This is a genomic window from Streptomyces sp. NPDC046925 (assembly GCF_040644915.1).
Lineage (GTDB): Bacteria > Actinomycetota > Actinomycetes > Streptomycetales > Streptomycetaceae > Streptomyces.
Genome location: NZ_JBEYWZ010000020.1, coordinates 1 through 26,210, shown reverse-complemented (window position 1 = coordinate 26,210; position 26,210 = coordinate 1). Strand labels below are relative to the sequence as shown.

At 71.1% G+C, this 26,210-nt stretch carries 17 protein-coding genes; 15 read left to right on the top strand and 2 right to left on the bottom strand.

What is annotated here, in order from left to right; all coding sequences use genetic code 11:
• Nucleotides 1–92 precede the first annotated feature (92 nt).
• The 14 genes from ABZ906_RS43380 to ABZ906_RS43315 all read left to right on the top strand — a co-directional run bounded on the left by ABZ906_RS43380 (nucleotide 93) and on the right by ABZ906_RS43315 (nucleotide 22,709).
• A complete protein-coding gene (locus tag ABZ906_RS43380; RefSeq protein WP_361392579.1) occupies nucleotides 93–1,967 on the top strand; it encodes a condensation domain-containing protein in 1,875 nt (624 codons plus the stop codon).
• A gap of 2 nt (nucleotides 1,968–1,969) precedes the next feature.
• Nucleotides 1,970–10,054 (top strand): amino acid adenylation domain-containing protein, encoded by an 8,085-nt coding sequence (locus tag ABZ906_RS43375; RefSeq protein ID WP_361392576.1) that lies wholly within the window; start codon nucleotides 1,970–1,972, stop codon nucleotides 10,052–10,054.
• A 58-nt stretch (nucleotides 10,055–10,112) separates the two neighbouring features.
• Nucleotides 10,113–10,541 carry a LuxR C-terminal-related transcriptional regulator gene (locus ABZ906_RS43370; protein ID WP_361392573.1) on the top strand — a complete coding sequence of 143 codons (429 nt, stop codon included), beginning with the start codon at nucleotides 10,113–10,115 and terminating at the stop codon, nucleotides 10,539–10,541.
• Nucleotides 10,542–10,616: 75 nt separating this feature from the next.
• Nucleotides 10,617–10,829 carry an MbtH family protein gene (locus ABZ906_RS43365; RefSeq protein WP_361200640.1) on the top strand — a complete coding sequence of 71 codons (213 nt, stop codon included), beginning with the start codon at nucleotides 10,617–10,619 and terminating at the stop codon, nucleotides 10,827–10,829.
• 3 nt (nucleotides 10,830–10,832) lie between these two features.
• The gene (locus ABZ906_RS43360; protein WP_361392570.1) at nucleotides 10,833–11,606 is read left to right on the top strand and encodes an alpha/beta fold hydrolase; all 774 of its coding nucleotides are present in this window, start codon (nucleotides 10,833–10,835) and stop codon (nucleotides 11,604–11,606) included.
• A gap of 10 nt (nucleotides 11,607–11,616) precedes the next feature.
• On the top strand, nucleotides 11,617–15,648 hold the full coding sequence (locus ABZ906_RS43355; RefSeq protein WP_361392567.1) for an amino acid adenylation domain-containing protein: 4,032 nt from the start codon (nucleotides 11,617–11,619) through the stop codon (nucleotides 15,646–15,648).
• The gene (locus tag ABZ906_RS43350; protein WP_361392565.1) at nucleotides 15,645–16,961 is read left to right on the top strand and encodes an MFS transporter; all 1,317 of its coding nucleotides are present in this window, start codon (nucleotides 15,645–15,647) and stop codon (nucleotides 16,959–16,961) included. Before ABZ906_RS43355 ends, ABZ906_RS43350 begins: the two co-directional genes overlap by 4 nt.
• Nucleotides 16,962–17,080: 119 nt before the next feature.
• Nucleotides 17,081–18,070, top strand: coding sequence for an aspartyl/asparaginyl beta-hydroxylase domain-containing protein (locus ABZ906_RS43345; protein WP_361392563.1), 990 nt, complete (start codon nucleotides 17,081–17,083; stop codon nucleotides 18,068–18,070).
• A gap of 76 nt (nucleotides 18,071–18,146) precedes the next feature.
• Nucleotides 18,147–18,923 (top strand): 2OG-Fe dioxygenase family protein, encoded by a 777-nt coding sequence (locus tag ABZ906_RS43340; protein WP_361200650.1) that lies wholly within the window; start codon nucleotides 18,147–18,149, stop codon nucleotides 18,921–18,923.
• An 89-nt stretch (nucleotides 18,924–19,012) separates the two neighbouring features.
• Complete coding sequence (locus ABZ906_RS43335; RefSeq protein WP_361200652.1) at nucleotides 19,013–19,813, top strand: phytanoyl-CoA dioxygenase family protein; 801 nt, start codon at nucleotides 19,013–19,015, stop codon at nucleotides 19,811–19,813.
• Nucleotides 19,810–21,312 (top strand): AMP-binding protein, encoded by a 1,503-nt coding sequence (locus ABZ906_RS43330; protein WP_361392561.1) that lies wholly within the window; start codon nucleotides 19,810–19,812, stop codon nucleotides 21,310–21,312. Before ABZ906_RS43335 ends, ABZ906_RS43330 begins: the two co-directional genes overlap by 4 nt.
• 189 nt (nucleotides 21,313–21,501) lie before the next feature.
• Nucleotides 21,502–21,663: a hypothetical protein gene (locus ABZ906_RS43325; RefSeq protein WP_361392559.1), complete on the top strand. Its 162-nt coding sequence runs from the start codon at nucleotides 21,502–21,504 to the stop codon at nucleotides 21,661–21,663.
• Between the two features lie 47 nt (nucleotides 21,664–21,710).
• Nucleotides 21,711–22,004: a helix-turn-helix transcriptional regulator gene (locus ABZ906_RS43320; protein ID WP_361200657.1), complete on the top strand. Its 294-nt coding sequence runs from the start codon at nucleotides 21,711–21,713 to the stop codon at nucleotides 22,002–22,004.
• A gap of 171 nt (nucleotides 22,005–22,175) precedes the next feature.
• Nucleotides 22,176–22,709 carry a hypothetical protein gene (locus ABZ906_RS43315; protein WP_361200659.1) on the top strand — a complete coding sequence of 178 codons (534 nt, stop codon included), beginning with the start codon at nucleotides 22,176–22,178 and terminating at the stop codon, nucleotides 22,707–22,709.
• A gap of 57 nt (nucleotides 22,710–22,766) precedes the next feature.
• Here the strand turns inward: ABZ906_RS43315 and ABZ906_RS43310 are convergent, their stop codons facing one another.
• Both ABZ906_RS43310 and ABZ906_RS43305 read right to left on the bottom strand, forming a co-directional pair.
• Entirely contained in the window at nucleotides 22,767–23,837 is a 1,071-nt protein-coding gene (locus ABZ906_RS43310) for a helix-turn-helix transcriptional regulator (protein WP_361392556.1), read from the bottom strand.
• A 415-nt stretch (nucleotides 23,838–24,252) separates the two neighbouring features.
• Nucleotides 24,253–24,633 (bottom strand): hypothetical protein, encoded by a 381-nt coding sequence (locus ABZ906_RS43305; protein ID WP_361392553.1) that lies wholly within the window; start codon nucleotides 24,631–24,633, stop codon nucleotides 24,253–24,255.
• 489 nt (nucleotides 24,634–25,122) lie between these two features.
• On the opposite strand from ABZ906_RS43305, the gene ABZ906_RS43300 reads away from it, so the two are divergent.
• The gene (locus ABZ906_RS43300; protein WP_361392550.1) at nucleotides 25,123–25,896 is read left to right on the top strand and encodes a hypothetical protein; all 774 of its coding nucleotides are present in this window, start codon (nucleotides 25,123–25,125) and stop codon (nucleotides 25,894–25,896) included.
• Nucleotides 25,897–26,210: the final 314 nt, after the last annotated feature.

Sequence of the window (26,210 nt, the reverse complement as noted above, 5' to 3'; positions counted from 1 at the left end):
CCCTCGAATTGCCGCTCCGACTGCCGCTGACGGCGGCCGCCGCTGGCTAACTTCGTTCCCGATTCCAGACCGGACTCGGAATGAGGGATGACGTGACCAGCCCTTTCGATGAAGCGAATGCGGGTGCGGCCGAAGCGAATGCGGGTGCGGCCGGGGGAAATCCGGTCGCCCGGCGCCAAAGCGTCCTGTGCGCTCTGGTCGCCGACGTGCTCAAGGTGAGCGACGTCGGGGCCGACGACGGCTTCGTGGCGCTCGGCGGCGACAGCATCATCGCCATGCAACTCGTCAGCCGGGCACGGAAGGCCGGTCTGCGGATCACCGTCGGCGACGTGCTCGCCCACCGGGACATCGCGACCCTGGCGGAGAGCGCCACCGAGATGCACCGGGACCCGGCCCCCGTCGCGGACAGCGGGGTCGGCCCTGTCGCCACCACGCCGATCACGCGCTGGTTCCGGGAACGCGGCGGCGGCGTCGACACCTACCACCAGCTCGCGGTCCTGCGTACGCCGCCCACGCTGACGCAGGAGCACCTGCACGCGATGACACAGGCGCTGCTCGACCACCACGACGTACTGCGACTGCGCCTGTCCGTGCGCGACGGCGGGGATGGCGGCTACGGCAGGGATGTCGGGGGCGGAGGGGATGTCAGGGGCGGCGGGCACGACTGGGCGCTCGACGTGCTGCCCACAGGGGCCATCGACGCGGCATCGGCTGTGCGGCGGATCGACGTGGCGGGACGCCCCGACGCCGACTGGGCCACCCTCGTACGGCGGGAGTCGGACGCCGCGCGCGACCGGCTCCGCCCGCGCGAGGGCAACGTCTTCCAGGCCGTGTGGTTCGACGCCGGACCTGATCGCCAGGGCCTGCTCGCCCTGGTCGTCCATCATCTCGCCGTCGACTCGATCTCCTGGCGCGTCCTGGCCGCCGACCTCGCCGCAGCCTGGCAGGCGCTCGACAAGGGCGCCGCGATCGCCCTCGAACCGGTACCGACCTCCTTCCGCCGCTGGTCCCACCTCCTCGGCGAGCAGGCGCACGCTCCGGCCGCCGTCGCCGAACTCCCCGGCTGGCTCGACCGGTTGCGACCCGGCGCCGCCCGCTTCGGCGACCGGTCCGGGGCCCCCGGCCAGGACCTGGAGGACCGGGACCGGCGATTTACGGAGTCCCTGCCCGCCGAGTTCACGAGGGAGCTGCTCACCAGTGTGCCGTCGGCGTTCAACGCCGGCGTCAACGACGTCCTGCTCGCCGCGCTCGCCCTCGCCCTCGGCGACTGGCACCGCGCACGCGGCACAGCGGGCGACGGCACAGCCCTGCTGCACCTGGAAGGCCACGGCAGGGAAAGCGCACTCGCGGACCTGGACCTCTCCCGGACCGTCGGCTGGTTCACCAGCCTCTTCCCCGTCCGGCTCGACCCGGGCGACCTCGACTGGACCGAAGTGCGCGCCGCGGGACCCGCGGTGGGCACCGCCGTCAAGCGGATCAAGGAGCAACTGCGCGCCGTCCCCGACAAGGGCGTCCGCTACGGCCTCCTGCGCTATCTGAACCGAGAGACCGGCGCGCTCCTCGCACAGGCCGACCAGCCGGAGTTCGTCTTCAACTACCTGGGCCGCTTCGAGGCGTCGGACGCCGCCGACTGGTCGGTCGTACCGGAGTACGGGACCGGCCTGGACGGCACGGGACCCGGCATGCCCATGGCCCACAGCATCGAGGTCAACGCGGCCACGGTGGACCAGGCCGAAGGCCCGGTCCTCAACGCCACCTGGAGCTGGGCCGACAGCGTCGTCAGCGAGGCGGACACCCGCGAACTGGCGCGGACGTGGTTCTCGATGCTGCGGACGCTGGTCGCGCACGCCCGCGAACCCGGAGCGGGCGGACTCACCCCGTCCGACCTGACCCTGAGCTCGCTCAGCCAGCACGAACTCGAAGAAATCGAATCCGAATTGCAGGCCGTCCGGGGAAGGGGACTCTGAAGATGAGTCAATCAGCAGTCGAGGACATCCTTCCCCTGTCGCCGCTCCAGGAAGGCCTGCTCTTCCACGCGCAGTTCGACCGGGAGAAGCGCGGCTCGTACATCGCGCAATTCGCGGTCGACCTCGAAGGCCCGCTGGACCCCGCGCTCCTGAGGTCGTCCGCCGAGACCGTCATACGGCGCCACGCCACCCTGCGGTCCGGATTCCGGTACCGGAAGAACGGCGAGCCGATACGGGTGGTGCACCGCGAGGCCCCGCTGGACTGGCGGGACATCGACCTCGCTGACCTCGCCGATACCGACCTCTCCGATCAGGACGCGCAGGCCGCGTTCGCCGACCTGACCGCGCGCGACTGGGACCACGGCATCGACGTCGGCTCCACGCCGCTGATCCGCTTCACCCTCGCCCGGCACACCGCCCGCCGCCACCGCCTCCTGGTGACCGCCCACCATCTGCTGCTCGACGGCTGGTCCTTCGCCCTGCTGTTCCAGGAGCTGTTCGCGGTGTACTCCAGGGCGGGCAGTACCGCGGGCCTGCCGGCGGTTCGTCCCTATCGCGACTACCTGTCCTGGCTGGCACAGCAGGACCGGGCGGCCGCGGAGCGGCACTGGGCGGCCGTCCTGGAGGGCGTCGAGCAGCCCACCTTCGTCGCGGCCGCCGACTCCCGCACCGGCCCGCCGCCCGAGAAGGTGGAGGTGTTCCTGTCGCCCGAGACGACGGCGCGGCTGACCGCGCACGCCCGGCGGGAGAACGTCCTGCTCAGCACCGTGTGCCAGGGCCTCTGGGCCGTCCTGGTCGGTTCGCTCACCGGACGAGACGACGTGGTGTTCGGGTCCACCGTCAGCGGCCGTCCCGCGGAGCTGACCGGCGTGGACTCGATGATCGGCATGCTCATCAACACCGTGCCGGTACGGGTGCGCCTGGACCGGACGGCTTCCGTGAGCGCGCTGTTCGCGCAGATCCAGGCGGACCGCGCCGCGGCGCTCGACCACGATCACCTCGGCCTGACGGACATCCAGCGCCTTACCGGGCTCTCCACCGCGCTCTTCGACACGAACGTGGTCGTCGACAACTTCCCCATGCACGACTACGAAGTCGACGCGCCCGACGGCGACCTCCACGTGCACGTCACCTTCCGCGACAGCGCCCACTTCCCGCTGACCCTCGCCGTCGAACCCGGCGAGCGCCTCGCCCTACGCCTGCACTACCGTCCGGACCTGTTCACCGCCGCCGAGGCCACCGAACTCGCCGAACGGCTCACGCTGCTCCTGGAACAGGTGGCCGCGGACCCGGACCGGCCGCTCGCCACTCTCGCCCTCATGCCGCCCGCCCAGCACCACCAGGTCGTACGGCAGTGGAACGACACCGCGTGCGAGCTGCCCGCGACGACGCTCGGCGAGCTATGGTCGCGGCAGGTGCGTCGCACGCCCGACGCGCCGGCCCTGGTCGGAACCGACGGCACCCGGCTCAGTTACGCTCAACTCGACGCACGCGTAAGGCGGTTGGCGCTGCGGCTCGCCCGTGAGGGAGCGGGCCCGGAGCAGGTCGTGGCCGTGGCGCTGCCCCGCTCGACGGACCTGGTGGTGGCGATCCTCGCCGTCGTCACCGCGGGCGCGGCCTACCTTCCTCTGGACCCCGACCACCCCGCCGGACGCATCGCCGCGACCATCGCGGACGCGGGACCGATGCTCGCCCTGACGGACACGCAAAGCGCCGCGGTGCTTCCCGATTCGCTGCCGACGCTGCTGCTCGACAAGCCGGTCGCGCCCCTCGCCGCCCGCCCCGTACCGCCGCGTCCCGAGCACCCGGCCTATGTCATTTTCACCTCCGGGTCCACCGGACGCCCCAAGGGTGTGATGGTCCCGCACGCGGCCGTCGTCAACCGGCTCCTTTGGATGCAGGAGCAGTACCGCCTCACTGCCGATGACCGGGTGCTGCAGAAGACCCCGGCCGGATTCGACGTATCGGTGTGGGAGTTCTTCTGGCCGCTGATCTCCGGCGCGACCCTGGTGATCGCACGGCCCGGCGGACACCGCGACCCCGCCTACCTCGCCGAGCTCATCCGGCGTGAGTCGGTGACCGTCACGCACTTCGTGCCGTCCATGCTGCAGGCCTTCCTCCAGGAGCCCGGCGCCGCCGACTGCACGGGCCTGCGCCGCGTCATCTGCAGCGGCGAAGCCCTGCCCGCCCGCACCCAGCGCGACCTGTTCGCCACGCTGCCCGCCACCGAACTGCACAACCTCTACGGGCCGACCGAGGCCGCCGTCGACGTGACCTACTGGCAGTGCCGCCGCGACGACCGGGCCGCCACGGTGCCGATCGGCAGGCCGCTGGCCAACGTGTCGACGTACGTCCTGGACGGCAGCCTGCGGCCGGTGCCGCCGGGCGTGACGGGCGAGCTGTACCTGGGCGGCATCCAGCTCGCCCGGGGTTACACCGGGCGCCCCGGACTGACCGCCGAGCGATTCGTGGCCTGCCCGTTCGCGGCGGGGGAGCGGATGTACCGGACCGGCGACCTGGTCCGGTGGAGCACGGACGGACAGCTGGAGTTCGTCGGCCGCGCGGACGCACAGGTGAAGATCCGCGGCTTCCGCGTGGAGCCCGGCGAGGTCGAAGCGGCGCTCGCCACCCACCCCGAGGTGCGGCAGGCCGCGGTCGTCCTGCGCGAGGACCGGCCGGGCGACCCGCGCCTGGTCGCCTACGCCGTGGCCCGGTCCGCGGGCCTGACGGGCCTGACGGGCCTGACGGGCCAGGAACTGCGCTCGTACGTGGCCGACCGCGTGCCCGAGGCCATGGTGCCCGCCGCAGTGGTCCTGCTCGATGCCCTGCCGACGACGACGAACGGGAAACTCGACCGGGCCGCCCTGCCCGAGCCCGACCGGATCGCCGCCGCCGTACGGGGGCCGCGCAGCCCGCGCGAGGAGATCCTGTGCGAACTCTTCGCGGAAGTGCTCGGGATGCCCCGCGTGGGCATCGACGACCACTTCTTCGACCTGGGCGGCAACTCCCTGCTCGCGCTGCGGCTGCTGTCCCGTATCCGGTCGGCCCTGGGAGAGGGCTTCGAGATCCGGGACCTGTTCGACGCCCCCACGGTGGCAGGCCTCGCCCGTTTGACCGGCACCGCCCGCCCCGCGCTCACCGCCCGCGCGGGGGCCGAGGACGCGCCGCTGTCGTACGCCCAGCAACGCCTGTGGTTCCTCAACCGCATGGAGCGCGGTGCGGGAACGTACAACATCCCCGTCGCGGTCCGGCTCACCGGGACGGTCGACCCGGACGCCCTGGCGGCGGCGTTCGCCGATGTGGCGGACCGGCACGAGAGCCTGCGCACCGTCTTCCCCGAGACGGGCGGCGAACCGCACCCGGTCGTCCTGGACGCGGTGCCCGGCATCGAGGTCGTCGACATCGCGCCACCCGACCTCGCGGACGCCATGGCGCGGCGGGTCGGCCACCGCTTCGACCTCACCGCGGACGCGCCCGTCAAGGCCACGCTGTTCCAACTTGCCCCGGAACAGCAGGTGTTGCTCCTCGTCATCCAGCACATCGCCGCCGACGGCTGGTCCCTGCGCCCGCTGCTGCACGACCTCGCCCTCGCGTACACCGCCCGATGCGCGGGGAGCACCCCCGACTGGCATCAGCAGCCGGTGCGCTACGCCGACTACACGCTGTGGCAGCGGGACCTGCTCGGCGCAGCCGATGAACCAGACAGCCTGATGAGCCGTCAGCTCGATTACTGGCGCCACCAGTTGGACCGCCTCCCGACGGAGTTGGCGCTACCCGCTGACCGGCCGCGCCCCGCGCTGGCAACACAGTCCGGCGGAATCGTGGCCGTCCAGTGGGAGCCGGAGCTGCACCGCAAGCTGCTCGAACTCGCCCGCGCCGCCGACTGCACGCTGTTCATGGTGGTGCAGGCGGGCCTCGCGGCCCTGCTGACCCGCATGGGCGCCGGCAGCGACATCCCCCTCGGCACCCCGGTGGCGGGCCGCTCCGACAGCGCGCTCGACGATCTGGTCGGGTTCTTCGTCAACACCCTGGTCCTGCGCACCGACACCGCGGGCGATCCCGGATTCGCCGAACTCCTTCGCCGGGTGCGGGCCACCGACCTGGACGCCTTCGCCCACCAGGACGTCCCGTTCGAGCGCGTCGTCGAGGACGTACGCCCCGAACGCTCGCTGTCCCAGAACCCCCTGTTCCAGGTCCTCCTCCAGGTCCAGCAGGCGGACGGCGCCACCCCGGAATTCGCCGGACTCGACAGCGAACGTGCCCCGGTGACCTGGGACGTCGCGAAGTTCGACCTCAGTCTCGAACTGGTCGACGAGCGCGACGCGCAGGGCGCACCGGCCGGGCTCACCGGCTACCTCGAATACGCCGACGAGCTGTTCGACCGCAGCACCGCCGAGCAGCTCGTGACGCGCCTGCGCCGACTCCTGGAACAGGTGATCGCCGCCCCGGACCGGCCCATCAGCACGGTCGACGTGCTCTCGGACGCCGAGCGACGACGCTTCCTCATCGAGCGCCCCGAGCGACCCGGGCAGCCCGTACCCGCGCCGCCGACCCTGTTCCTGCCCGCCGCCTTCCAGGCGCAGGCCGCCCGCACACCGGACCTGACCGCGCTGGTCTTCGAGGACACCGCGCTCACCTACGCCGAGCTCGACCAACGCGCCGCCCGGCTCGCCCACCGCCTCGTACGCCGGGGCGCAGGCCCGGACCAGGTCGTGGCCGTAGCCCTGCCCCGGACCGCGGACCTGGTGGTCGCGCTCCTGGCCGTCCTGAAGTCGGGCGCCGCGTTCCTCTTCGTCGACCCGGCCTATCCGGCCCGCCGGATCGCCTATCTCCTGGAGGACTCCGCCCCGGCCCTGCTCGTCACCGACAGCAAGACCGCCGCGTCGCTGCCCGTAGGCGAGATGCCCCTACCCGAACCGGTCCTCGCCGACGACCCCGCACTCGACGTCCCCGCGCTCGACGACTCCACACCCGACGGCGAACCGTCGCACGCGCCCGGGATTACGGTCACCGCCGACCACCCCGCCTACGTCGTCTACACCTCGGGGTCGACCGGACAGCCCAAGGGCGTGATGGTCACCCACGGCGGCCTCGCCAACCTCCTCGCCTTCTACCGTACGGAGGTCATCGCCACCGCCGAGCGCAACCGCGACGGGCAGCGCTGCCGTATGGCCCTGACGGCGTCCCTCGCCTTCGACACCTCGGTCGTCGCCCTGCTGTGGCAGGCCGTCGGCCACGAACTCCACCTGATCGGGGACGACACCCGCCGCGACCCCGCCGCCATGGCCCGCTATATGGACCGCTGCGGCATCGACGCCCTCGACGTGATGCCCAGCTACGTCGAGGAGCTGATCCACCAGGGGATGCTCGACCCGGACCGCACACCGCCCGCGGTGGTGATGACCGGCGCGGAAACGGTCGGCGAGAAGCTGTGGGCGCGGATCCGCGAGACCGAGGGCAGCACCGTCTACAACATCTACGGCCAGACCGAGACCACCGTGGACACCCTCTTCTGGTCCTCGGACGAGAGCGACCGCCCCCTGGTCGGCAGGCCGATCGACGGCGTCGAGGTGTTCGTGCTCGACCCGGCGCTGCACCCCGTCCCCTCCCGCGTCGTCGGCGAACTGTACGTGGCAGGCGCCCAGTTGGCGCGCGGCTACGTGAACCGTCCCGGCCTGACCGCCGAGCGGTTCGTCGCCAACCCCTACCGGCCGGGACAGCGCATGTACCGCACCGGTGACCTGGTGCGGTGGACCGACGACGGCGCCCTGGAATTCCTCGGCCGCGCCGACGACCAGGTCAAGATCCGCGGGTTCCGGGTCGAGCTCGGCGAGGTGGAGGCGGCGCTGGCCCGCCACGAAGACGTCGCCCACGCGGTCGCGGTCCTTCGCGAGGACCGGCCCGGAGACAAACGCCTCGTCGGCTACGTCCTCGCGCGGGACACCGGACTCGACGCGAAGCGGCTGCGCGAGTTCGCCCGGCAGAACCTGCCCGACTACATGGTGCCCGCCGCGATCGTGGTGCTCGACGAGCTGCCGCTGACCCCCAACGGCAAACTCGACACCGCCGCCCTGCCCAAGCCGGCCTACCCCGCCACCGGCGAACGGCGCGCGCCGCGCACGCTGCGCGAGGAGCTGCTGTGCGAGCTGTTCGCGGAGATCCTCGGCCGCGACACCGTCGGCATCGACGACAGCTTCTTCGACCTCGGCGGCCACTCCCTGCTCGCCGTGCGGCTGAGCGGCAAGGCGCGCTCCGTCCTGGGCGTGGAACTGCCCGCCCGCCAACTGTTCAGCACCCCGACCGTGGCCGGACTCGCCGACAGCCTCGACGACACCCTGCCCGGCAGGCCGCCGCTGCGGGCCGCGCAACGCCCGGACGTACTGCCGCTGTCGTACGCCCAGCAGCGGCTGTGGTTCATCAGCAGGTGGGAGGAGACCGGCGCCAGCTACAACCTGCCCCTCGCACTGCGCCTGTCCGGACCGCTGGACCGAGCCGCCCTGGAACAGGCACTGTCCGACATCACCGACCGGCACGAGAGCCTGCGGACTGTCTTCGCCGAACGCGACGACCAGCCGGTGCAGTCGGTCCTCGCACCCGAGGACGCCCGACCGCAACTGGCGTACCGCGAAGTACCCGAGGCCGAACTCGACGCGGCGATCCGGACGGCGGCCGACCACCGCTTCGACCTGTCCGCCCACCCTCCCCTGCGCGCCCACCTGTTCCAGACGGACGAGAAGCAGCACGTCACGGACGCGGAAGAGCACGTCACGGACGGGGAGGAGCACGTCCTGCTGCTCGTGTTCCACCACATCGTCTGCGACGGCTGGTCGCTCGGACCGCTCCTGCGCGACCTGTCCACCGCCTACGCCGCCCGCACCAGCGGCGCCGCCCCGGCCTTCGACGCACTGCCGGTGCAGTACGCCGACTACGCGCTGTGGCAACGCGACCTCCTTGGCGGCGAGGACGACCCGACCAGCGTGCTCTCCCGCCAACTGGACCACTGGCGCGACCGCCTGGCCGATCTGCCGGTGGAACTGACCCTGCCCACCGACCGGCCACGACCCGCGACCAGCGACTACTCGGGCGGAGCGGTGAACCTCGACTGGGACGCCGACCTGCATCGAAGCCTGCTCACGATCGCCAGGGAACACGGCTGCACCGTGTTCATGGTGCTCCAGGCCGCCTGCGCCGCGCTGCTCAGCAGACTGGGCGCGGGCACGGACATCCCCATCGGCACCCCGGTGGCCGGCCGGACGGACGACGCGGTCGACGACGTCGTCGGGTTCTTCGTCAACACGGTCGTCCTGCGGACCGACGTCTCGGCGGACCCCACCTTCGCGGAGCTGCTGCGCCGAGTCCGGGCCACCGACCTGGCCGCCTACGAACACCAGGAGGTGCCGTTCGAGCGCCTCGTCGAAGAGGTCAACCCACCACGCTCGCCCGGCCGCCACCCCCTCTTCCAGGTCATGGTCCAGCTCCAGCACGCGAGTGCCGGGCCGCGATTCGCCGGTCTGCGGACGACGGAACTGGAAGTCGCCTCGACGGCCGCCAAGTGTGACCTGGTCATCGATGTCGAGGAGCGGCTCGATGCCGGGGGAGCACCGGCCGGCCTGGCCGGAGCCCTGACGTACTCGACCGCGCTGTTCGACGAGGCGACGGGTGAGCGGCTCGCCGAGGGCCTGCACAGGCTGCTCACGCAGGCGGCCGAGGACCCGGACCGGCGGATCGCCGACTTCGACGTACGACCGGTCGGCGAGCCGCGACCCGCCGCGAGCCCCGAGTCCCCGGCTTCGGCGCAGGACGCGACAGCGGCCGCCACCGGACCGCGCACGGCGAACGAGGAGCTGCTGAGCGAGCTGTTCGCCGAGTTGCTCGGCCGGGACGCGGTCGGCGTCGACGACAACTTCTTCGCCCTGGGCGGGCATTCGCTGCTCGCGACGCAGCTGATCTCCCGCGTGCGATCGGCCCTGCGGCTCGAACTGCCGGTCCGCGCGTTCTTCACCGCCCCGACCGTCGCCGGAGTCGCCGCGTACCTGGAGACGGCGGCACCCGCGCGACCCGCCCTACGGCCTGCCGCGGCCCGCTGACAGGGGGCCTGCACGGGCCCCGACCATCCCCGACCACCACACCCGGGAGACGGACCTCATGCTGACCTTGTCCGGACTGGAAGCCGCCGCACCCGCATCGGCCGTCGAAGCCGTATCGGCCATCGAGGAGATCGCCGACCAGCTGGCCGGCCAGCACGAGGAGTTGCTGCGCCGTCAGCGGCGGCTCGCCGAGACCCACGCCGAGGCCCTGCGGCTGCTCAGGTCCGGCGCCGCGGGCCCGTCGGACCAGGTGCTCCAGGCCGAGCGGCCCACCGGCGGCGACAGCCTGAGCAGCACGGACCTGAGCAGCACCGAACGTGCGCTGCTCAGGCTGGCCGCCGAGGGCTGCACCGACGCGGCCGCCGCGAGCCGACTGCACGTATCGCACCGCACCGCGCGCCGCATGATGGCCGCCCTGATGGAGCGCCTCGGGGCACGCAGCCGCTTCGAGGCCGGCGTGAAGGCCGTCCGCCTCGGCTGGCTCTGACCGACCCGGCTCCCTCCCCACGCATCGATCACCCAGGTCGATCACCCCTGTCGACCACCCCGAAAGGACAGCCCCGTGAACAACCCCTTCGACGACGCAGAAGGCACCTATCTCGTCCTGGCCAACGCCGAGCACCAGCACTCGCTGTGGCCCGCGTTCATCGACGTACCCGCCGGATGGTCCGCCGTGTTCGGCGCGGACACGCGCACCGCGTGCCTCGCCTACGTCGAGGAGCACTGGACGGACCTGCGCCCCGCCAGCCTCGTCGCCGCGATGGACGGGGCCTGAGCGATGGCGGTGCGCAACACCACGCTGGTGCCCCTGCACCGCACGTCCGACGCCCGGCGGACACTGGTCGGCCTGAGCTTCTTCGGCGGCGGCACGGCCCCCTACCAGCCGTGGGCCGACGCTCTGCCCGCCGGGACGGACCTGGCCGTGCTCTGCTACCCCGGCCGGGAGGGCCGCTTCGCCGAGCCCTTCGCCCGCGACTGGGACGAACTGGCCGCCGACGTCACGCGAACACTGCGCGAGGCCGCGGACGACCTCGGCCCGTACGTCCTGTTCGGGCACAGCATGAGCGGCTGGATGGCCTTCGACGTGGCCGCCCGACTCGACGGCGACGCGGCGCACCGGCCCGAAGCGCTCGTCCTGTCCTCCTGCAACGCCCCGGACCGCGGCCTCACCGACAACGAACGCCGCCCCCTGCCCGGCGACGAGGACGAACGCATGCTGCGGTGGCTGGAGACCCACGGCCTGCTGCCCCCGCACGTGCGCGAGCACCCCGGCCTGACCGAACTGGCCCTGGAGCTGATGCGGGCCGACATCGCCGTCCGAGACACCTACGCCTACGACGGCGCCGCGGTGAGCGTGCCGTTGCAGGTGCTCACCGGCGACGACGACCCGCTGATCAGCGCCGACGTGACCGCCCGGTGGCGGCGCCTGGCCCGCGGCCCGTACCGGCACGACGTGCTCGACGGCGGCCACTTCTACACTCCGGAGATCTGGCGGACCCTCCCGAGCCGCATCGCACCGCTCCACGCCGCCGCAACCGGCTCTGCCCCCTGAGGAGTAACCCGTGTCCCCCGTGTCCCCTGCGTCCCCCGTGTCCTACGCCCAGCGCAGGCTGTGGTTCCTGAACCGCGTCAACGGCGCATCGGCGGTCTACAACTGCCCGCTCGTGATCCGCGTGCGCGGCGACCTCGACCGCACCGCCCTGGCGGCAGCGCTCGCCGACCTGGCCGACCGGCACGACGTGCTGCGCACGGTGTACCCGGGCGTCGAGGGCGAACCCGTACCGCACATGGTCGACCGGCGGCCCGGGCTCGACGTACTCGCGTGCGAGGAGAGCGAACTCGCCGACGCGCTGACCGCCACCCTCGACCGAGGCTTCGACCTGACGGACGAACTCCCGCTCCGGGCAACGCTGTTCACGCTCGCGTCCCAGGAGCACGTGCTGGCGCTGGTGCTCCACCACATCGCCTGCGACGAGGGATCCTGGCAGCCGCTGCTCACCGACCTGGCCACGGCGTACGGGGCCAGGACCGCGGGGCAGACACCACAGTGGCCGCCGCTGCCCGTCAGTTACGCGGACTACGCGGTGTGGCAGCGGGACCTGCTCGGCGCGGAGGACCAACCGTCGGGCCTGCTCGCCACGCAACTGTCGTACTGGCGGGGTCAACTGGCCGGACTACCAGCCGAGTTGGAGCTGCCGTTCGACCGGCCGCGCCCCGCGATCGCCGACCACCGCGGCGACTGCGTACCCGTCAAGCTCGACGGCGAACTGCACCGCCGCCTGCTCGCGGTCGCCGCCGACCACGGCTGCACCACCTTCATGGTGCTGCAAGCCGGTCTCGCGGTCCTCCTTTCGCGGCTCGGGGCGGGTACGGACATCCCGATCGGCACCGCGGTGGCCGGGCGCCTGGACGACGCGCTGGAAGGCGTGGTCGGCTTCTTCGTGAACACCCTGGTCCTGCGCAGCGACGTATCGGGTGACCCGACCTTCGGAGAGCTGCTGCACCGGGTGCGGGACACCGACCTCGCCGCCTACGACCACCAGGACGTCCCCTTCGAGCGCCTGGTCGAGGACCTGAACCCGGAGCGGTCCCTGGCCCGGCATCCGCTCTTCCAGGTCATGCTGACCCTGTCCAGGGCAGAGCAGGGGACCCTCGCGTTGCCGGGCCTGACCTGCACCGAGGAGCAATCGGACCACGGCATAGCCAAGTTCGACCTGACCGCCGACTTCCGCGAGCACCGCGCCCCCGACGGCGAGGCAGCCGGCATCGACGGCACCCTCGAGTACGCCACCGGCCTCTTCGACCGGGCCACCGCCGACCACATCGCCGACGCCCTGCCCCGGCTGCTCAGGCAGCTCGTGACAGCCCCGGAGCAGCCCATCAGCGCGGCCGACCCGCTCTCCGCCGAACACCGCCACCAAACCCTGGTCGCCTGGAACGACACGACGGCGCCTGCCTCGCCCGACACCGTGCCCCAACTGTTCGCGGCACAGGCCGCGCGCACCCCGCATGCGACGGCCCTGGTGTGCGGGGACACGCGGCTCACCTTCGCCGAACTCGACGCGCGCGCCGACCTGATGGCCCGCCGCCTGCGCGCACAGGGCGCCGAGGCGGAACGGGTGGTCGCGCTCGCCCTGCCCCGCACGGCCGATTCCGTCGTCGCGATGCTGGCGGTCCTCAAGACGGGCGCGGCGTATCTGCACCTCGACCTGGAATATCCGCCCGAGCGGATCGCGCACATGCTGCGCGACGCTGCACCGGTCGCCGTCGTCACGGACACCGCGACTGCGGCAACGCACCAATTCGGCGAGCTGCCGTCGGTGTTCGCCGACCGGGATGAGACACCATCAGGCCCCCTGCCCGACCTGACGGGCCGCATACGCCCGGACAGCGCCGCGTACGTCATCTACACCTCCGGATCCACCGGCCGCCCCAAGGGCGTGGTGACCCCGCACGCCGCCCTGAGCAACCTGTATGCCTTCCACCGCGCGGGCCTGATCGCGCGCACCGAGGCCACGGCGAACAGGCGCCTGAGGTCCGCTGTCACCGCCTCGCTGTCGTTCGACACCTCGTGGGAGGCCCTGTTCTGGATGCTGGCGGGGCATGAACTGCACGTCATCGGCGACGAGATCCGGCGCGACGCCGCCGCGCTGACCGCCTACGTCAAGGCCGCCGGGATCGACGTCCTGGACGTCACCCCCACCTACGCGGAGCACCTGCTCGACGAAGGCCTGCTCACCGCGCCGGGCGCACCAAGGGTGCTGCTGCTCGGCGGGGAAGCCGCAGGCCAGCAGCTGTGGACCCGCGTACGCCAGGCGACGCCCGACACCCTCTGCTACAACCTCTACGGCCCCACCGAATGCACCCTGGACGCGCTGTGGTGGGACGCGGCGGACAGCCCGCACCCGCTGATCGGCCGGCCGATCGGCAACACCCGGGTGTTCGTGCTCGACGAGCGGCTGCGCCCCGTCGCGCCGGGCGTGCCGGGCGAGCTGTACGTGACAGGACCCGGCGTCGCCCGCGGCTATCTGGGCCGCCCGACCGTCACCGCCGAACGGTTCGTCGCCTGCCCCTGGCCCGCGGCCGGGCAGACGGGGACCCGCATGTACCGCACCGGTGACCTGGTCCGCTGGGACCGCCAAGGCAGGCTCGACTACCTGGGCCGCGTCGACGACCAGGTCAAGCTGCGGGGCTTCCGTATCGAACTCGGCGAGGTGGAGGCCGCGCTGGCCCGCTGCCCGGGCGTGGCGCAGGCCGCCGTGGCCGTACGCGCGGCCGCCGGGGGCGACAAGCGCCTGGTGGGATACGTGCAGCCGACCACGGGCGGCCAGGCCCCGGACGCACGCGAGTTGCGCGGCCAGCTTGCCTCGGTGCTGCCCGACCACATGATCCCGTCGTTCTTCCAGACGGTGGAGCGGCTGCCGTTGACGCCCAACGGCAAACTCGACCGCGACGCGCTGCCGGACCCCGACCTCGCGCACCGCCCCACATCACGTGGCCCGCGCGGACCCTACGAGGAGGTCCTGTGCGATCTGTTCGCGCAGGTCCTGGGGCTGAGCCGGGTCGGAGCCGAGGAGAGCTTCTTCGACCTGGGCGGCCACTCCCTGCTGGCCACCAGGCTGCTCTCCCGGGTGCGCACGGTGCTCGGCGGCAAGCTCACCATCCTGGACCTGTTCCAGGCGCCGACCGCCGCCGGCCTCGCGGACCGCCTGACCGAGGGCGCGCGGCACGACCCGCTGGCGCCCCTGCTGCCCCTGCGCACCGGCGGCGACCGGCCGCCGCTGTTCTGCGTGCACCCGGCCGCCGGGATCAGCTGGAGCTACGCGGGCCTGCTCGGCCACATCGACGCCGACTACCCCGTGTACGGCTTGCAGGCCCGAGGGCTCACCGACGCGGAGGCGTGCGGGGGTTCCTGGCGAGCCATGGTCGAGGACTACGCGCGCCAGATCCGCTCCGTACAGCCCGAAGGCCCCTACCGGCTGATCGGCTGGTCCTTCGGCGCCGTCATCGCCCACCTCCTGGCCACCGACCTCCAGGCCGCCGGAGCAGAGGTCGACCTGCTCGCCCTGCTCGACGGCTACCCACCCGCGTCGGTCCCCGACTACCGGCCCCTCGACGAAGGAAGCCCGGAGACGTTCGCCGAGCTCCTGGACTCCCTGGGATACGACCTGTCCGAGTCCGGCGGGCAGTCCGGCCGTCAACCGATGGACTTCGACGCCTACGAGCAGGCGGTCCGCCGGCCGGGCAGCACCCTCGAATGGCTGACGCGGGAGGAGGCGGCGGCCCTGGCCCGGGTGTTCGTCGACAACGACCGGATCTACGAGGACTTGCGGCCCCGCACGTACGAGGGAGACGCGGTGTTCTTCTCCGCCACGGAGGGCAAGGCGCAGGACGCGCCCGTACCGGAGTCGTGGCGCGCGCACGTGACCGGACGGTTCGAGGTGCACGAGATCGCCTGCGGCCACGGTGAGATCACCCAGCGGGATCCGATCGCGCGGATCGGCTCGGTCATCGCCGGGAAGCTTGCCCTGCTGGACGCGTCGCGGCCTGCGGTGCGTGCGATGCCTGCGGCACCTGCGGCGGGGGAGCGATGAGCGAGTCGCCCGGCCAGGGCTCAGTGGCCAACCAGGACTCAGTGGCCAACCAAGGCTCGGTGTCCGGGCGTGACTTCCGGTTGTTCTGGTTCGGGGAGACGACCAGTCTGCTCGGCAACTCGATCGCTGTGGTGGCGCTGCCGCTGGTCGCCGTCCTCACCCTGCACGCGAGCACCTTCGTCGTCGGCCTGCTGACCTCCGTCGCGTATCTGCCCTGGCTGATCCTGGGCCTGCCCGCGGGCGCCTGGGTGGATCGCCTGCCCCGCCGCCCGGTGATGCTGGTCGCCGACGTCGTCGCCTTCGTCGCGTTCGTCAGTGTTCCGGTCGCGGCCTGGGCGGGCGTCCTCACCATCGCGCAGCTGCTCGCGGCCGCGTTCGTCGGCGGGTGCGCCAACGTTTTCTTCACCACCGCGCAACGCGCGTTCCTGCCGGTCCTGGTCCGCGACGAGGAACTCCTGGCGGGCAACGCGCGGCTGCAGGGCAGCGAGTCGACCACCGAGGTCATCGGCCCCGGCCTGGCCGGAATGCTCGTCCAGGCCTTCGGCGCGGTCACCGGCCTGGTCGCCAACGCACTGAGCTTCCTGGTGTCCTGGCTGTGTCTGCGCACGATCCGCACGCCCGAACCCGCGCCCCCGGCCGTCGAGCGGCGCCGGCTGCGCACCGAGGTCGCCGACGGCCTGAGTTTCCTCTTCCGGGACCCGGTACTGCGCTCGCTCGCCGTCTTCAGCGCGGTGTCCAACATCGCGTTGACCGGCATGAGTTCCATCGAAGTGGCGTTCCTGGTCCGGACGGTCGGAGCGGGCGAGGCGGCGGTCGGCGCGGTCCTCACGCTGTGCGGTCTCGGCGGAATCCTCGGCGTCCTGCTCTCCCCCCGGGTATCCGCGCGCCACGGAACCGCGCGGGCCGTGCTGATCTGCCACCTGGGCGCGGCGCCCTTCACGCTGCTGTTCCCGCTGACCGGCACCGGATTCGGACTCGCGTTCTTCGTGCTCGGCGGCATCGGCTGCAGCGCCGGCGTGGTCGCGGCGTCCGTCATCACCGACACCTTCCGCCAGCGCTACTGCCCACCGGACCTTATTGGGCGCGTCAGTGCCAGCGCGGCCGTCATCAGCTTCGGCGCCATCGCCGTCGGCGGACTGCTCGGCGGCACGCTCGGCGCCTTGTCCGGAGTCCGGGAAACGATGTGGATGCTCAGCGGTCTCCAAGTAATGGCGACAGCAATTCTGTTCTGCGGTCCGATACGACGCATGCGTGATTTCCCGGAATCCGCGCGCACCATTACCGCGGCGGATACCGAAAAGGCCCTGTCCTAAAGCGTCCTGGACGTTTCTGCCCCCTGTCCGAAGCTTTTCCCGAAGTGCCGAACACGTAAGAATTCAATGGCAAGGGATAAGCAAGAAGAGCTAGAAAAGCTCATCGAAGCGAGGTCTTCATGCACGAGAGCAGCTCCCTGGAACACCTTCCGGCCACCGTCATGCTGCGTAACGACCTGGACGCCGACCGGCTCGCCGCGGATCTCGCGGAACTGAGCGGCTCCGAATTCTGGGCGTTGCAGCGGTCCTTCGAGGACGGCGCCGTCGGAGAGGAGTCCGACGTGGACTGGAAGGTCCTCTCCCTGCGCGCGCCGGGCGGAGACCTCACACGCACCGACCCCGGCGGCCCGGGACGCGACGGATTCGCCGACACGCCGCTGATGGCGAAGGCGCCGTACCTGCGCCAGGTCCTGTCCGAGCTCGGCACCGAACTGCGCAGCGTCCGCCTGATGGCGCTGGCCCCCGGCGTGTCCGTCGAGGAACACTCGGACACCCCGCTCGGCCTGCCCTACGGCTACGTACGCCTGCACATCCCGCTGGTCACCAACCCCGACGCGGTCATGGTCCTCGACGGGGTCGAGCAGCGCTGGCAGCCGGGAACCCTCTGGTACGCCGACTTCGAGCGCCCGCACTCCCTGAGCAACACCGGGGAGCGCTCCAGGATCCACCTGGTCGCCGACGTCGCCACCAGCGACAGCCTGCTCGCCCTGTTCCCGGACAGCTTCCGCGCCCAGCTGCCGGCCAGCGACATCGCGTACTACCGCCCCGTCCTGCCGCTCACCGCGCGCGAACTCGCCGAGTTCAGCTGCAGCTTCGCGGTGCCGTTCTCCTTCATGGAGTGGGGCGAGCCGGTGGTCGACGACCAGGACAGCGACCTCGCCGCCGAGGTGAGTGCCGAGGACGACGTGCTCGTCCTGCGCGTCGAGGGGCGCGGGCCGGTGGAACTGCTGCACCTGGGCGCCGGCGAGTTCCGGCTGCTCGGCTGGAGCGAGGAACGCCTGCTGCGCCTCGACCTCTTCGACGAAAGCCCCCGCGTCGAGCTGTCCACCCGGCGCGGCCGCCGCCGCCAGGTGGTCGTACGCCAGGCACGCACGCTGGCCACGGCCTGACGGCACCGGCCGCCACCCATCACCAGCCGCTGCCCACCCCCATCCACCAATTTCTCTTCTACCGCTTGGGAAAATCATGCAGACGCTGACCGAAACGCCCGCACTCGTCGAGCACGGATTCGCCCGCTGGGACCTCGCCGAGATATTCGGCATCACCGAATCCGACCCGGCCTTCCAGAACCTGCGCGCCGAATTCGTCGACCTCCCGCCGGACCCCTACGCGACCGAGGCGGGACGCAACCGCCGCTACGCCCGCGGCATCTTCCTGCCGTGGTCGCGGGAGTTCAGCTGGATCCCCGACTCGCACTTCGGCGACGAGGGCTGGATGAACGGCTACTGGCAGGCCGACCACAACCCCGAATACGTCGGCGTGCTGCGCAAGCTGCCCGCCATGAGCGAATCCGCCCGCAACAACCCGATCATCCGCGAGATCGTCGACTTCGACTTCGAGCAGACCCGCTGGTCGCGCAGCGACCTGGCGTTCCCGCTGCACGTCGGCGTCCACCTCATCAAGCTGGCGGTCGACGACCACGGCAACGAGGCCATCTCCTCGCCCAACGAGCTCCACCAGGACGGCGAGCCGTTCGTCTTCGCGCACCTGGTCTACCGCAGCAACGTCGACGGCGGCCTGAACGTCATCGCACCGCCGCAGTACCGGGGCAAGCAGCCCGCGGACGTCCCGGCCGACGAGGTCCTCGCCGAGTTCGAGCTGACCAAGCCGCTGGAGTCGTACGGCGTGACCGACGTGAAGGTCAGCCACTACGTCTCGCCCATCAAGCGCGGCGCCGGCACCGAGCCGGGCGAACGCGCGGTCATCCTCACCGACTTCACCCCGATGCGGCAGCACATCTGAGGTCGCCGCGGCCGGACGGGTACCGCACCCGCCACTCTCGCCGTAACCCACCCCACCACCCCGCGACATCGCAGAGAGGTCAGCGAGCCATGCTCACCGAAAGTCAGATATCGCAATACCGGTCCGAGGGATTCCTGCTCCTCGACGACGTCTTCGACGCCGACGACATCGCCGCCCTGCGACGCGAGGTGAGCGACCTCTACGCGACCGAGCACCCCGGCCGGATCTTCGAGGAGGACGGCACCACGGTGCGCGGCATCCACGGCTGCCACACCACCGGCGCCCTCTTCTCCCGCCTGGTTCGGCTGCCTCAGCTGCTCTGTGCGGCGGAGGCACTCCTGGAGAGCAAGGTGCACGTCTTCCAGTGCAAGGTCAACGCCAAGCAGGCGCTGCGCGGCGAGGTGTGGCAGTGGCACCAGGACTACAGCGTCTGGGGCAACAAGGACGGCATGCCCGAGCCGCGCGCCGTCAACGTCGCCGTGCTCCTGGACGACGCGACCGAGCACAACGGCCCGCTCCTGGTCGTGCCCGGTTCGCACCGAAACGGCGAGATCGCCCCCTGGCACCCCGAGTCCGCCGGCACCTCGCAGTGGGAGGCCGACCTGTCGTCGAAGCTGAAGTTCGCGCTGGACGCCGAGCAGATGGCCAAGGTGACCGCCGACTCGGAGATCCGCTCCATCGTCGGCCGCGCCGGAAGCCTGCTGTTCTTCGACCCCTGCATCGCGCACGGATCCGGCGCGAACATGTCGCCGACCAGCCGCACCATGGCGTTCGTCAGCTACAACAGCGTCGACAACGAACTGCGTGACGTACCGCACCCGCGCCCGGAGTTCGTCGCCTCGCGCGACTACCGGCCGCTGGAACTCGTCGACGGAGGTCTGATCGCATGAGCGACGTCGACGGTTCACTGATCCAGCAGCTGGTCGACGCCCTCACCCGGCACCGGGACGCGGTGGCGGTCATCGACGGCGGCGTCCGGCATACCTACGCCGAACTCGACGCGCTGTCGGCCGAGATCGCGGGCGGCCTGGCCGCACAAGGCATCGGCCCCGGCGACGTCGTCGACGTACACGCCACACGTTCCTGGTCCCGCAGCGCGGCGGTCCTCGGCGTCTGGCGCGTCGGCGCCGGGGTGCTGTCCATCGACCCGACCATGCCGCCCGCCTGGACTACCAAACTCGTGCGCAGCGCCGGCTGCGCCATGATCCTGCGCGACGAGGCGTGCCCACCGGTCGACTCGCACGTCCCGCAGCACACCTTCGACTCGATCCGCGGCACGCGGCGCGACGAAGTAGCAACCGGACCCATCTGCTACGTCATCCCCACCTCCGGCTCCACCGGCGACCCCAAGGCCGTCACGGTGCCTCCGGTGGTCCTCGCGGACCTGGGCAACTGGCACGTCGCGCGGTGGAGCCACGACCGCGTACCGAACACCCTGCACATGTCGTCCATCGGCTTCGACATGGTCTACGAGGACACCGTGGCGACCTGGCTGGCCGGCGCGACCCTGATCGTGGTGAACGACCACGACCGCCTCGATCCCTTCACGCTGCTCGACATCATCAGCGAGCACCAGGCCGCCCGCCTCTTCCAGCCCGTCGTCGGCCTGCACGGCCTGGCCGCCGCCGCGTGCGTCGCGGGCGTCGAGACACCGAGCCTGCGGGAGATCTCGGTCGCGGGCGAGCAGTTGGTCATCAACGACGAGGTACGCAAGTTCTGCGCCGCCGGTGACCTGACCCTGGTGAACCAGTACGGGCCGAGCGAGACCCACGTCGTGACCCAGTACCGGCTCACGGGCGAGGTCACCGACTGGCCCGACCGCCCGCCCATCGGGACAGCGGTAGTCGACGCGGAGCTGCTGTGCCAAGTGGACGGGGCGCTGCGCCCGTTCGAGCCCGGCGAGACCCGGGAGCTGGTCATCGCCGGGAACTGCGTCGGGGTCGGATACGCCGGTGACGAGGAGCTCACCGCGCACAAATTCCGGGAGGCCCCCCACCAGGACGGCCGACCGCGCCGCTGCTACTTCAGCGGAGACCTGGTCACCTTCGACGGCACCCAGTTCCACTTCGTATCCCGCCTCGACGACCAGCTCAAGGTCAACGGCTACCGAGTCGAACCGGGCGAGGTGGAGTCCGTGCTCGCCGGAGTGCCCGGAGTGCGCCGCGCCGCGGTCGTCGGCGTCAAGGTCGCCGCCTCCACCCAACTGGCCGCGTTCTACACGCGCGTGACCGGAGCAACGGTCAACGAGCAGGATTTGAGGGACGCTTGCGCAACCCGCCTGCCCCGTTTCATGGTTCCACGGCACTTCACCGAACTAACCGCACTGCCCTCGACACGGAACGGAAAGATCGACCGAGCGAAGCTCCGCGAGACGTTTGCCGCTGATTGAGACGAGATGGGCGACTCGTGCACCCTTCCCCTTCCGCACGGGGCAACTTGGTGAACGGGCCGGTCCATGGATTCGGGGCGGGCCGCGCAGCATCCTGGAAGAGCGAAAGGGAACGGCCGCACCACCAGCGGCCGGGACGGCCCCAGCGTTGCCACCCCCCCCTCGATTCCAGGAAAAGCAGGAGAAACCATGAAGTCTGCCCGCGTGTTCGTACTCAGCGTCCTGTGCCTGCTGACGGTCGGCGCGGTGGCCGGAACCGCCGCCGCCGAGACCGGCCACCTCCGCGCCCAGACGACGATGTCCTCGGCCGCGTGGGACAACGGCGACAGCGGCTGGGGCCGCCTTCCCTAACGATCTGAATGACCTGCGCGTACCCGAACAGAAAGGGCGTCGGAGCTGTGAGCAGTGAACTCGGGGAAGCAGTCGGCAAGATCAGCCACCGGGAGAGAGAAGTTCTGGGACACGTCGCACGCGGGGACACCTACCGCGAGATCGCCCGGCGCATGGACGTCAGTCCGCACACCGTCGACACCTACATGCGCCGGATACGAGCAAAGACAGGAGCCCGCAACCGCATGCACCTGCTGCTCCTCGCCCTGTCGGCCGAGGGCTCGCTCACCGGAGCGATCGGGGACGCGGACCCCATGACGGCGCCGGAGCTCTCCGACCACCCGCACCGGACGACGGCCTGACCGCGGCCTGACCGCGCTCGACGAGCGCAATAGCTCCCCCTGTCACGCGTGCACGTGACTGTTGGTCCTGACGTCAGAGAGGCAGAATGCTCGCCGCGGCCACGGCGCCGCAGCACCCTGACCCACCCCACTCACCCCGCATCGACCGGACATGCGGCAGATCGGAGAAGCATGCCCGGACAAGGAGAAGGGCAGGAAAAAGAAGCCCTGAGCCGGCCGATCCAGTCCTACGTCGAAGAGCTGGCCCTGTGCGTGGAGGCCAACGGCACCAAGGGCCCCGCCCTGCTGTGGCCCGAGGAGCCCAACACCCTCCCGGCCCTCATCGCGCTGCCCCGGCCGCCGCGCCCGGAACCGGACGCCGCTGCCCCCGTGCCGGGCGGACCTGACACCGAACCACTGGCGGCGGAGCTCGGCCGCAGACTCCGGCTGCGGGTGCGCCCCTTCTACCGCTTCCTGGCCGCCGGGTCCCCCGCGACGAAGGGCGAGCCGAGCGGCAGCGGCTCCACCGTCACGGTCGTGGAGGGCGCCTGCCGCTGCGACCTGACGCGCAACGGCGAAGACCCGGCCCCTGGCCCCTCGCACCCGCTGGGCATGCGCCTGCGCTCCGGCGGCACCCTGTTCGTCCCCCCGGACCACACCTACCTCCTGTCGGAGATCCACGCCCCGACGACGCTGCTGGAATTGAGCCTGGAAGACGCGGACTGACCCCTCCCGGGCGCACCGGACGCCCCCGTGCGCGTGCCGCTGGCATCGCCGCCCGGATCAGGCCTGACCGGCAGAGGCGGAGGAGCCCGCCTCCCCGCCCCCGCCATCGTCGCCGTCGTCGTCCAACAACCCTCCCGTGCCGACCGCCACCCCGGCCTGGAAGCGGCTCTCGGCGCCGAGAGCCTGCATCATGTCGGAGATGTGCTTGCGGGTGGTGCGCAGCGACATGCCGAGCCGCCGGGCGATCGTCTCGTCCTTCAACCCCGTCGCGAGCAGCCGCAGGATGGTGCGGTCCAGATCCTTGGCGACGGCCTCCAGGCCGTCGGCGGCAGCGTCGGAGAAAGGCTGCGCCTGCGACCAGGTCTGCTCGAAGACCTCGTACAGGTAATGCACGACCGAAGGCTCCCGGACCACCACCGCCCCGAGCCGGTTGTCGTGGTCGGTCATGAACGCCAGCTCCCGGTCGAACATGATCAACCGACCGGCCAGTTGGTGGGCGGTCCGGTACTCCCCGCCAAGGGCGCTCATCCGGGCCACGTACGCCTGGCTGGGACCGTTGAACCGGGCGGTGTGATGGTAGAGCGTCCGCATCCGCACTCCCCGGGCCAGCATCTGACTGTCCCGGTGCAACGCGTCCTGGAGCACCTCAGGGGGACGGGTGCCGCCGGGCTGCACGGTGACCATGTCCTCGCGACAGTTCGCCGCGGCTCGCGTCAGCGCGTCCCGCACCTGAGTGAGCCCGGGAATGCGCTCCACGTCAGTGGCGACACTGTGCCGCCCCTCGTCATAATCGGCGGCCAGTTGGGCAAACTGATCGCGCAACACATTGAGCCGCGCCTCCTGCTGAGCGATGGCCCGCTCCATCGGCGCGGTAGCCACGGCGGCAACACGCGCCGGGTTCACGGCCCGCAGCTGCCCATCACCCACCCCACCCCGCTCCACCAGACCGATCCGCAGAAGATAGCTCACCGCACCGCTCACGACCGTCTCGTCGAGCCCGGTCTCCTCGGCTATCCGTGCCGGATCGAGCTGACCGTGGAGGGCCAGCCACCGGTAGACGGCGACGTTCTCAGCACTGAGTGTGTCCCCCACGCCGATAACGTTGTCGCCGATCCCCTGATCAACCATAAATCCTCCGCTCGGATGCCGACATTGCCGACACGAACCCCCGCGGCCTCAGCATCACACGCAGGGCCCCCGACCTCCGCACAGAACATGCGGAAGACCCCCACACGCTGCCCACATCACGCAACCAGGCCGCCAAAGAGGGCAACCACACGGTGCACTTGCGGGCAACACTCACCACACGCCAAACGACAGCCGGGCGCCCCATACCCAAAGAGCACAGCTCCATAGGCTTGAGGCCACAAAACCCGCATCGATGGGCTGAGTTGCGGGTCACCACGCCATCGGGCAACGCCCTGCAGAGACCGTAGGCCCGACGACCCCTGAGCCTGACCGACGTCAGCGAGGCGCGATTCGAGAAAGGTCTCTGACCAACTCTTCAACCTCGATGAAGGGGCGGGCAGCAGGGTGGGGACTCTCAGGTGGTGGTGCATCCGGCGGCGGTGAGGGCCCGGGTGATGGTGTTGCGTTCGGGGGTGGTCAGCGGCCGGGTGCGGTCCCGTTCGTTGGTGGGGTCGAAGCCGTAGAGGGCGACTGGGCCGCGGGTTTCGGGGGTGTTGTGGGGCGGGAGGCCGACGAGGTGGGCGAGGACCTGGGCGGCGTAGGGGTTGGGCGCGTACTGGTCGGGGCTGGTGAGAGCGGCGTTTGGTGCGGCGATGCGCAGGCGTGCCTGGGGGGTGAGGAAGGAGCGGCCGATGCCGTGCGGTCCCATCGCTTGTTCGGCGACGGCGAGCTGGTGACCCCACCGGGCCTGTCCGTCGGGGGTGATGAGGATGTAGACGGGCGGCCGCTTGGTCATGGGGGCTGTCCTTTCGGTGTGGGCGGGAGGCGGAGCCCCCAGCCCCGGCCGTGCTGCGTGCTGCGCACGCCGGGTTCCTTCATGTCTGTGCTGTCCGGGACCTTCTGCTGAGCTTCCTGGGGGAGCGGGAGCGGGGGCAACCCATGGCCAACGTCCGGGGTGGCCGGTTCCTTCAACGAATGTGCCCGCTTCAGGGAAAGGCTTGGTCGCTGGTAGAAGATTGAGAGGCGCCCGGCCGCGCGGACACACCGACGGCCAGGGGCGCCTCCTCCTCGATCGGTCCTCGCGAGGGATGCCCTCCGGGCGGCGGGATCGGCGGGGTTCGGTGGTTGGTTGCGCCTCACCGTCAGAGGCACGAGGCGAGGATCCTCTGATGCCCGATCGTGATCTACGGGTGTGCAACCCCGTATGGGCCGCGGCGGTCTGTAAGGCGCCGGAGGAGGGCTCTCCGGCACCTTTCGGTACAGAGACACAGAGATCGGGGATCAGGTGGGCAAGAAGGTCTGGAGAGCCGTCGTGGCCGTTGGCGCGTCGGCGGTGTTCACGGGTATGGCCGCGGTGCCGGCCGGGGCGGCCGAGGGCGGGGTCTCCTTCACCCGCGTCCAGGTGAACGGCGGCAAGCCGATCGTGATCGGGGTGTCCGAGGAGGTCGCGGCGCCCACCTCGTTCCGGATGGCGACCACCAAGAAGTGGAAGTGGCCGGCGGTGTTCCTGTACCGCGGCAGTACGGGGAATTCGGGGGAACGGCTGTGGCACGCCATCGAAACGAGCGACTGCCACCAGGTGAGCTCGGGTGTCTGCGACTTCAACGAGACGATGTACTTCGACCCCAGTGAATGGGACATGCGCAACAGCGAGGCCGGAGCCTGGAAGGTCGCGGCCGAGGTGTCCTTCACGGGCGGCGGCGGTGACACGGACGACAAGGGCCTGACCGCCTACGTCAAGCGCAACTCCCGCCTGAGCGTGAACGCCTCGCCGGAGCCGGTGGCCAAGGGCAAGACCATCACGGTGACCGGCAAGGTGACGCGGGCCAACTGGGAGACGAGGAAGTACGCCTCCTACGGAAGCCGCTTGGTGAGCCTGCAGTTCAAGCCCAGCGGAGCCGCCTCCTTCACCACGGTGAAGAAGGTGCACGCCAATGGCTCGGGCGCTCTCAAAACGACCGTGAAGGCATCCAAGACGGGCGCGTGGCGCTGGGCGTACTACGGCAACACCACCACCGGCCCATCGACGTCGGCCGCGGACAACGTCGTGGTGCGGTGAGAACCCGTCCTGCCTGCTGAGGGTTTCCTGGGTGGGTGTCCGGGTGGGTGTCGGGGTCGTGCGCTGGCTGTGGCCGGTTGTGTCCGGCGCTGTGTCTGGTGTGTGGGTTGTGTGGCCGGGGTCTGGCTGCGCCTTGTTGTCCGCCTGTGGGGCGGGGGCGGCGCATACCTGTGGGGCGGGGTGGGCCCTGATCCGGCGGTGTTGTCGGCGGGTTGGTTGTCGGCGGGGTGGTTTGTGCGGGGTGGTGGTGTGGGCTGCCTGTCTTTGTCCGGCGGTCCGGCGGTCCGGCGGTGCGGTGGTGCGGTGGTGCGGTG

Bases quoted from the DNA above. Each gene is read 5' to 3' on its own strand.
- ABZ906_RS43375 (WP_361392576.1), top strand. From the start codon at position 1,970: ATGAGTCAATCAGCAGTCGAGGACATCCTTCCCCTGTCGCCGCTCCAG.
- ABZ906_RS43370 (WP_361392573.1), top strand. From the start codon at position 10,113: ATGCTGACCTTGTCCGGACTGGAAGCCGCCGCACCCGCATCGGCCGTC.
- ABZ906_RS43360 (WP_361392570.1), top strand. From the start codon at position 10,833: ATGGCGGTGCGCAACACCACGCTGGTGCCCCTGCACCGCACGTCCGAC.
- ABZ906_RS43350 (WP_361392565.1), top strand. From the start codon at position 15,645: ATGAGCGAGTCGCCCGGCCAGGGCTCAGTGGCCAACCAGGACTCAGTG.
- ABZ906_RS43345 (WP_361392563.1), top strand. From the start codon at position 17,081: ATGCACGAGAGCAGCTCCCTGGAACACCTTCCGGCCACCGTCATGCTG.
- ABZ906_RS43340 (WP_361200650.1), top strand. From the start codon at position 18,147: ATGCAGACGCTGACCGAAACGCCCGCACTCGTCGAGCACGGATTCGCC.
- ABZ906_RS43335 (WP_361200652.1), top strand. From the start codon at position 19,013: ATGCTCACCGAAAGTCAGATATCGCAATACCGGTCCGAGGGATTCCTG.
- ABZ906_RS43330 (WP_361392561.1), top strand. From the start codon at position 19,810: ATGAGCGACGTCGACGGTTCACTGATCCAGCAGCTGGTCGACGCCCTC.
- ABZ906_RS43325 (WP_361392559.1), top strand. From the start codon at position 21,502: ATGAAGTCTGCCCGCGTGTTCGTACTCAGCGTCCTGTGCCTGCTGACG.
- ABZ906_RS43315 (WP_361200659.1), top strand. From the start codon at position 22,176: ATGCCCGGACAAGGAGAAGGGCAGGAAAAAGAAGCCCTGAGCCGGCCG.
- ABZ906_RS43310 (WP_361392556.1), bottom strand. From the start codon at position 23,837: ATGGTTGATCAGGGGATCGGCGACAACGTTATCGGCGTGGGGGACACA.
- ABZ906_RS43305 (WP_361392553.1), bottom strand. From the start codon at position 24,633: ATGACCAAGCGGCCGCCCGTCTACATCCTCATCACCCCCGACGGACAG.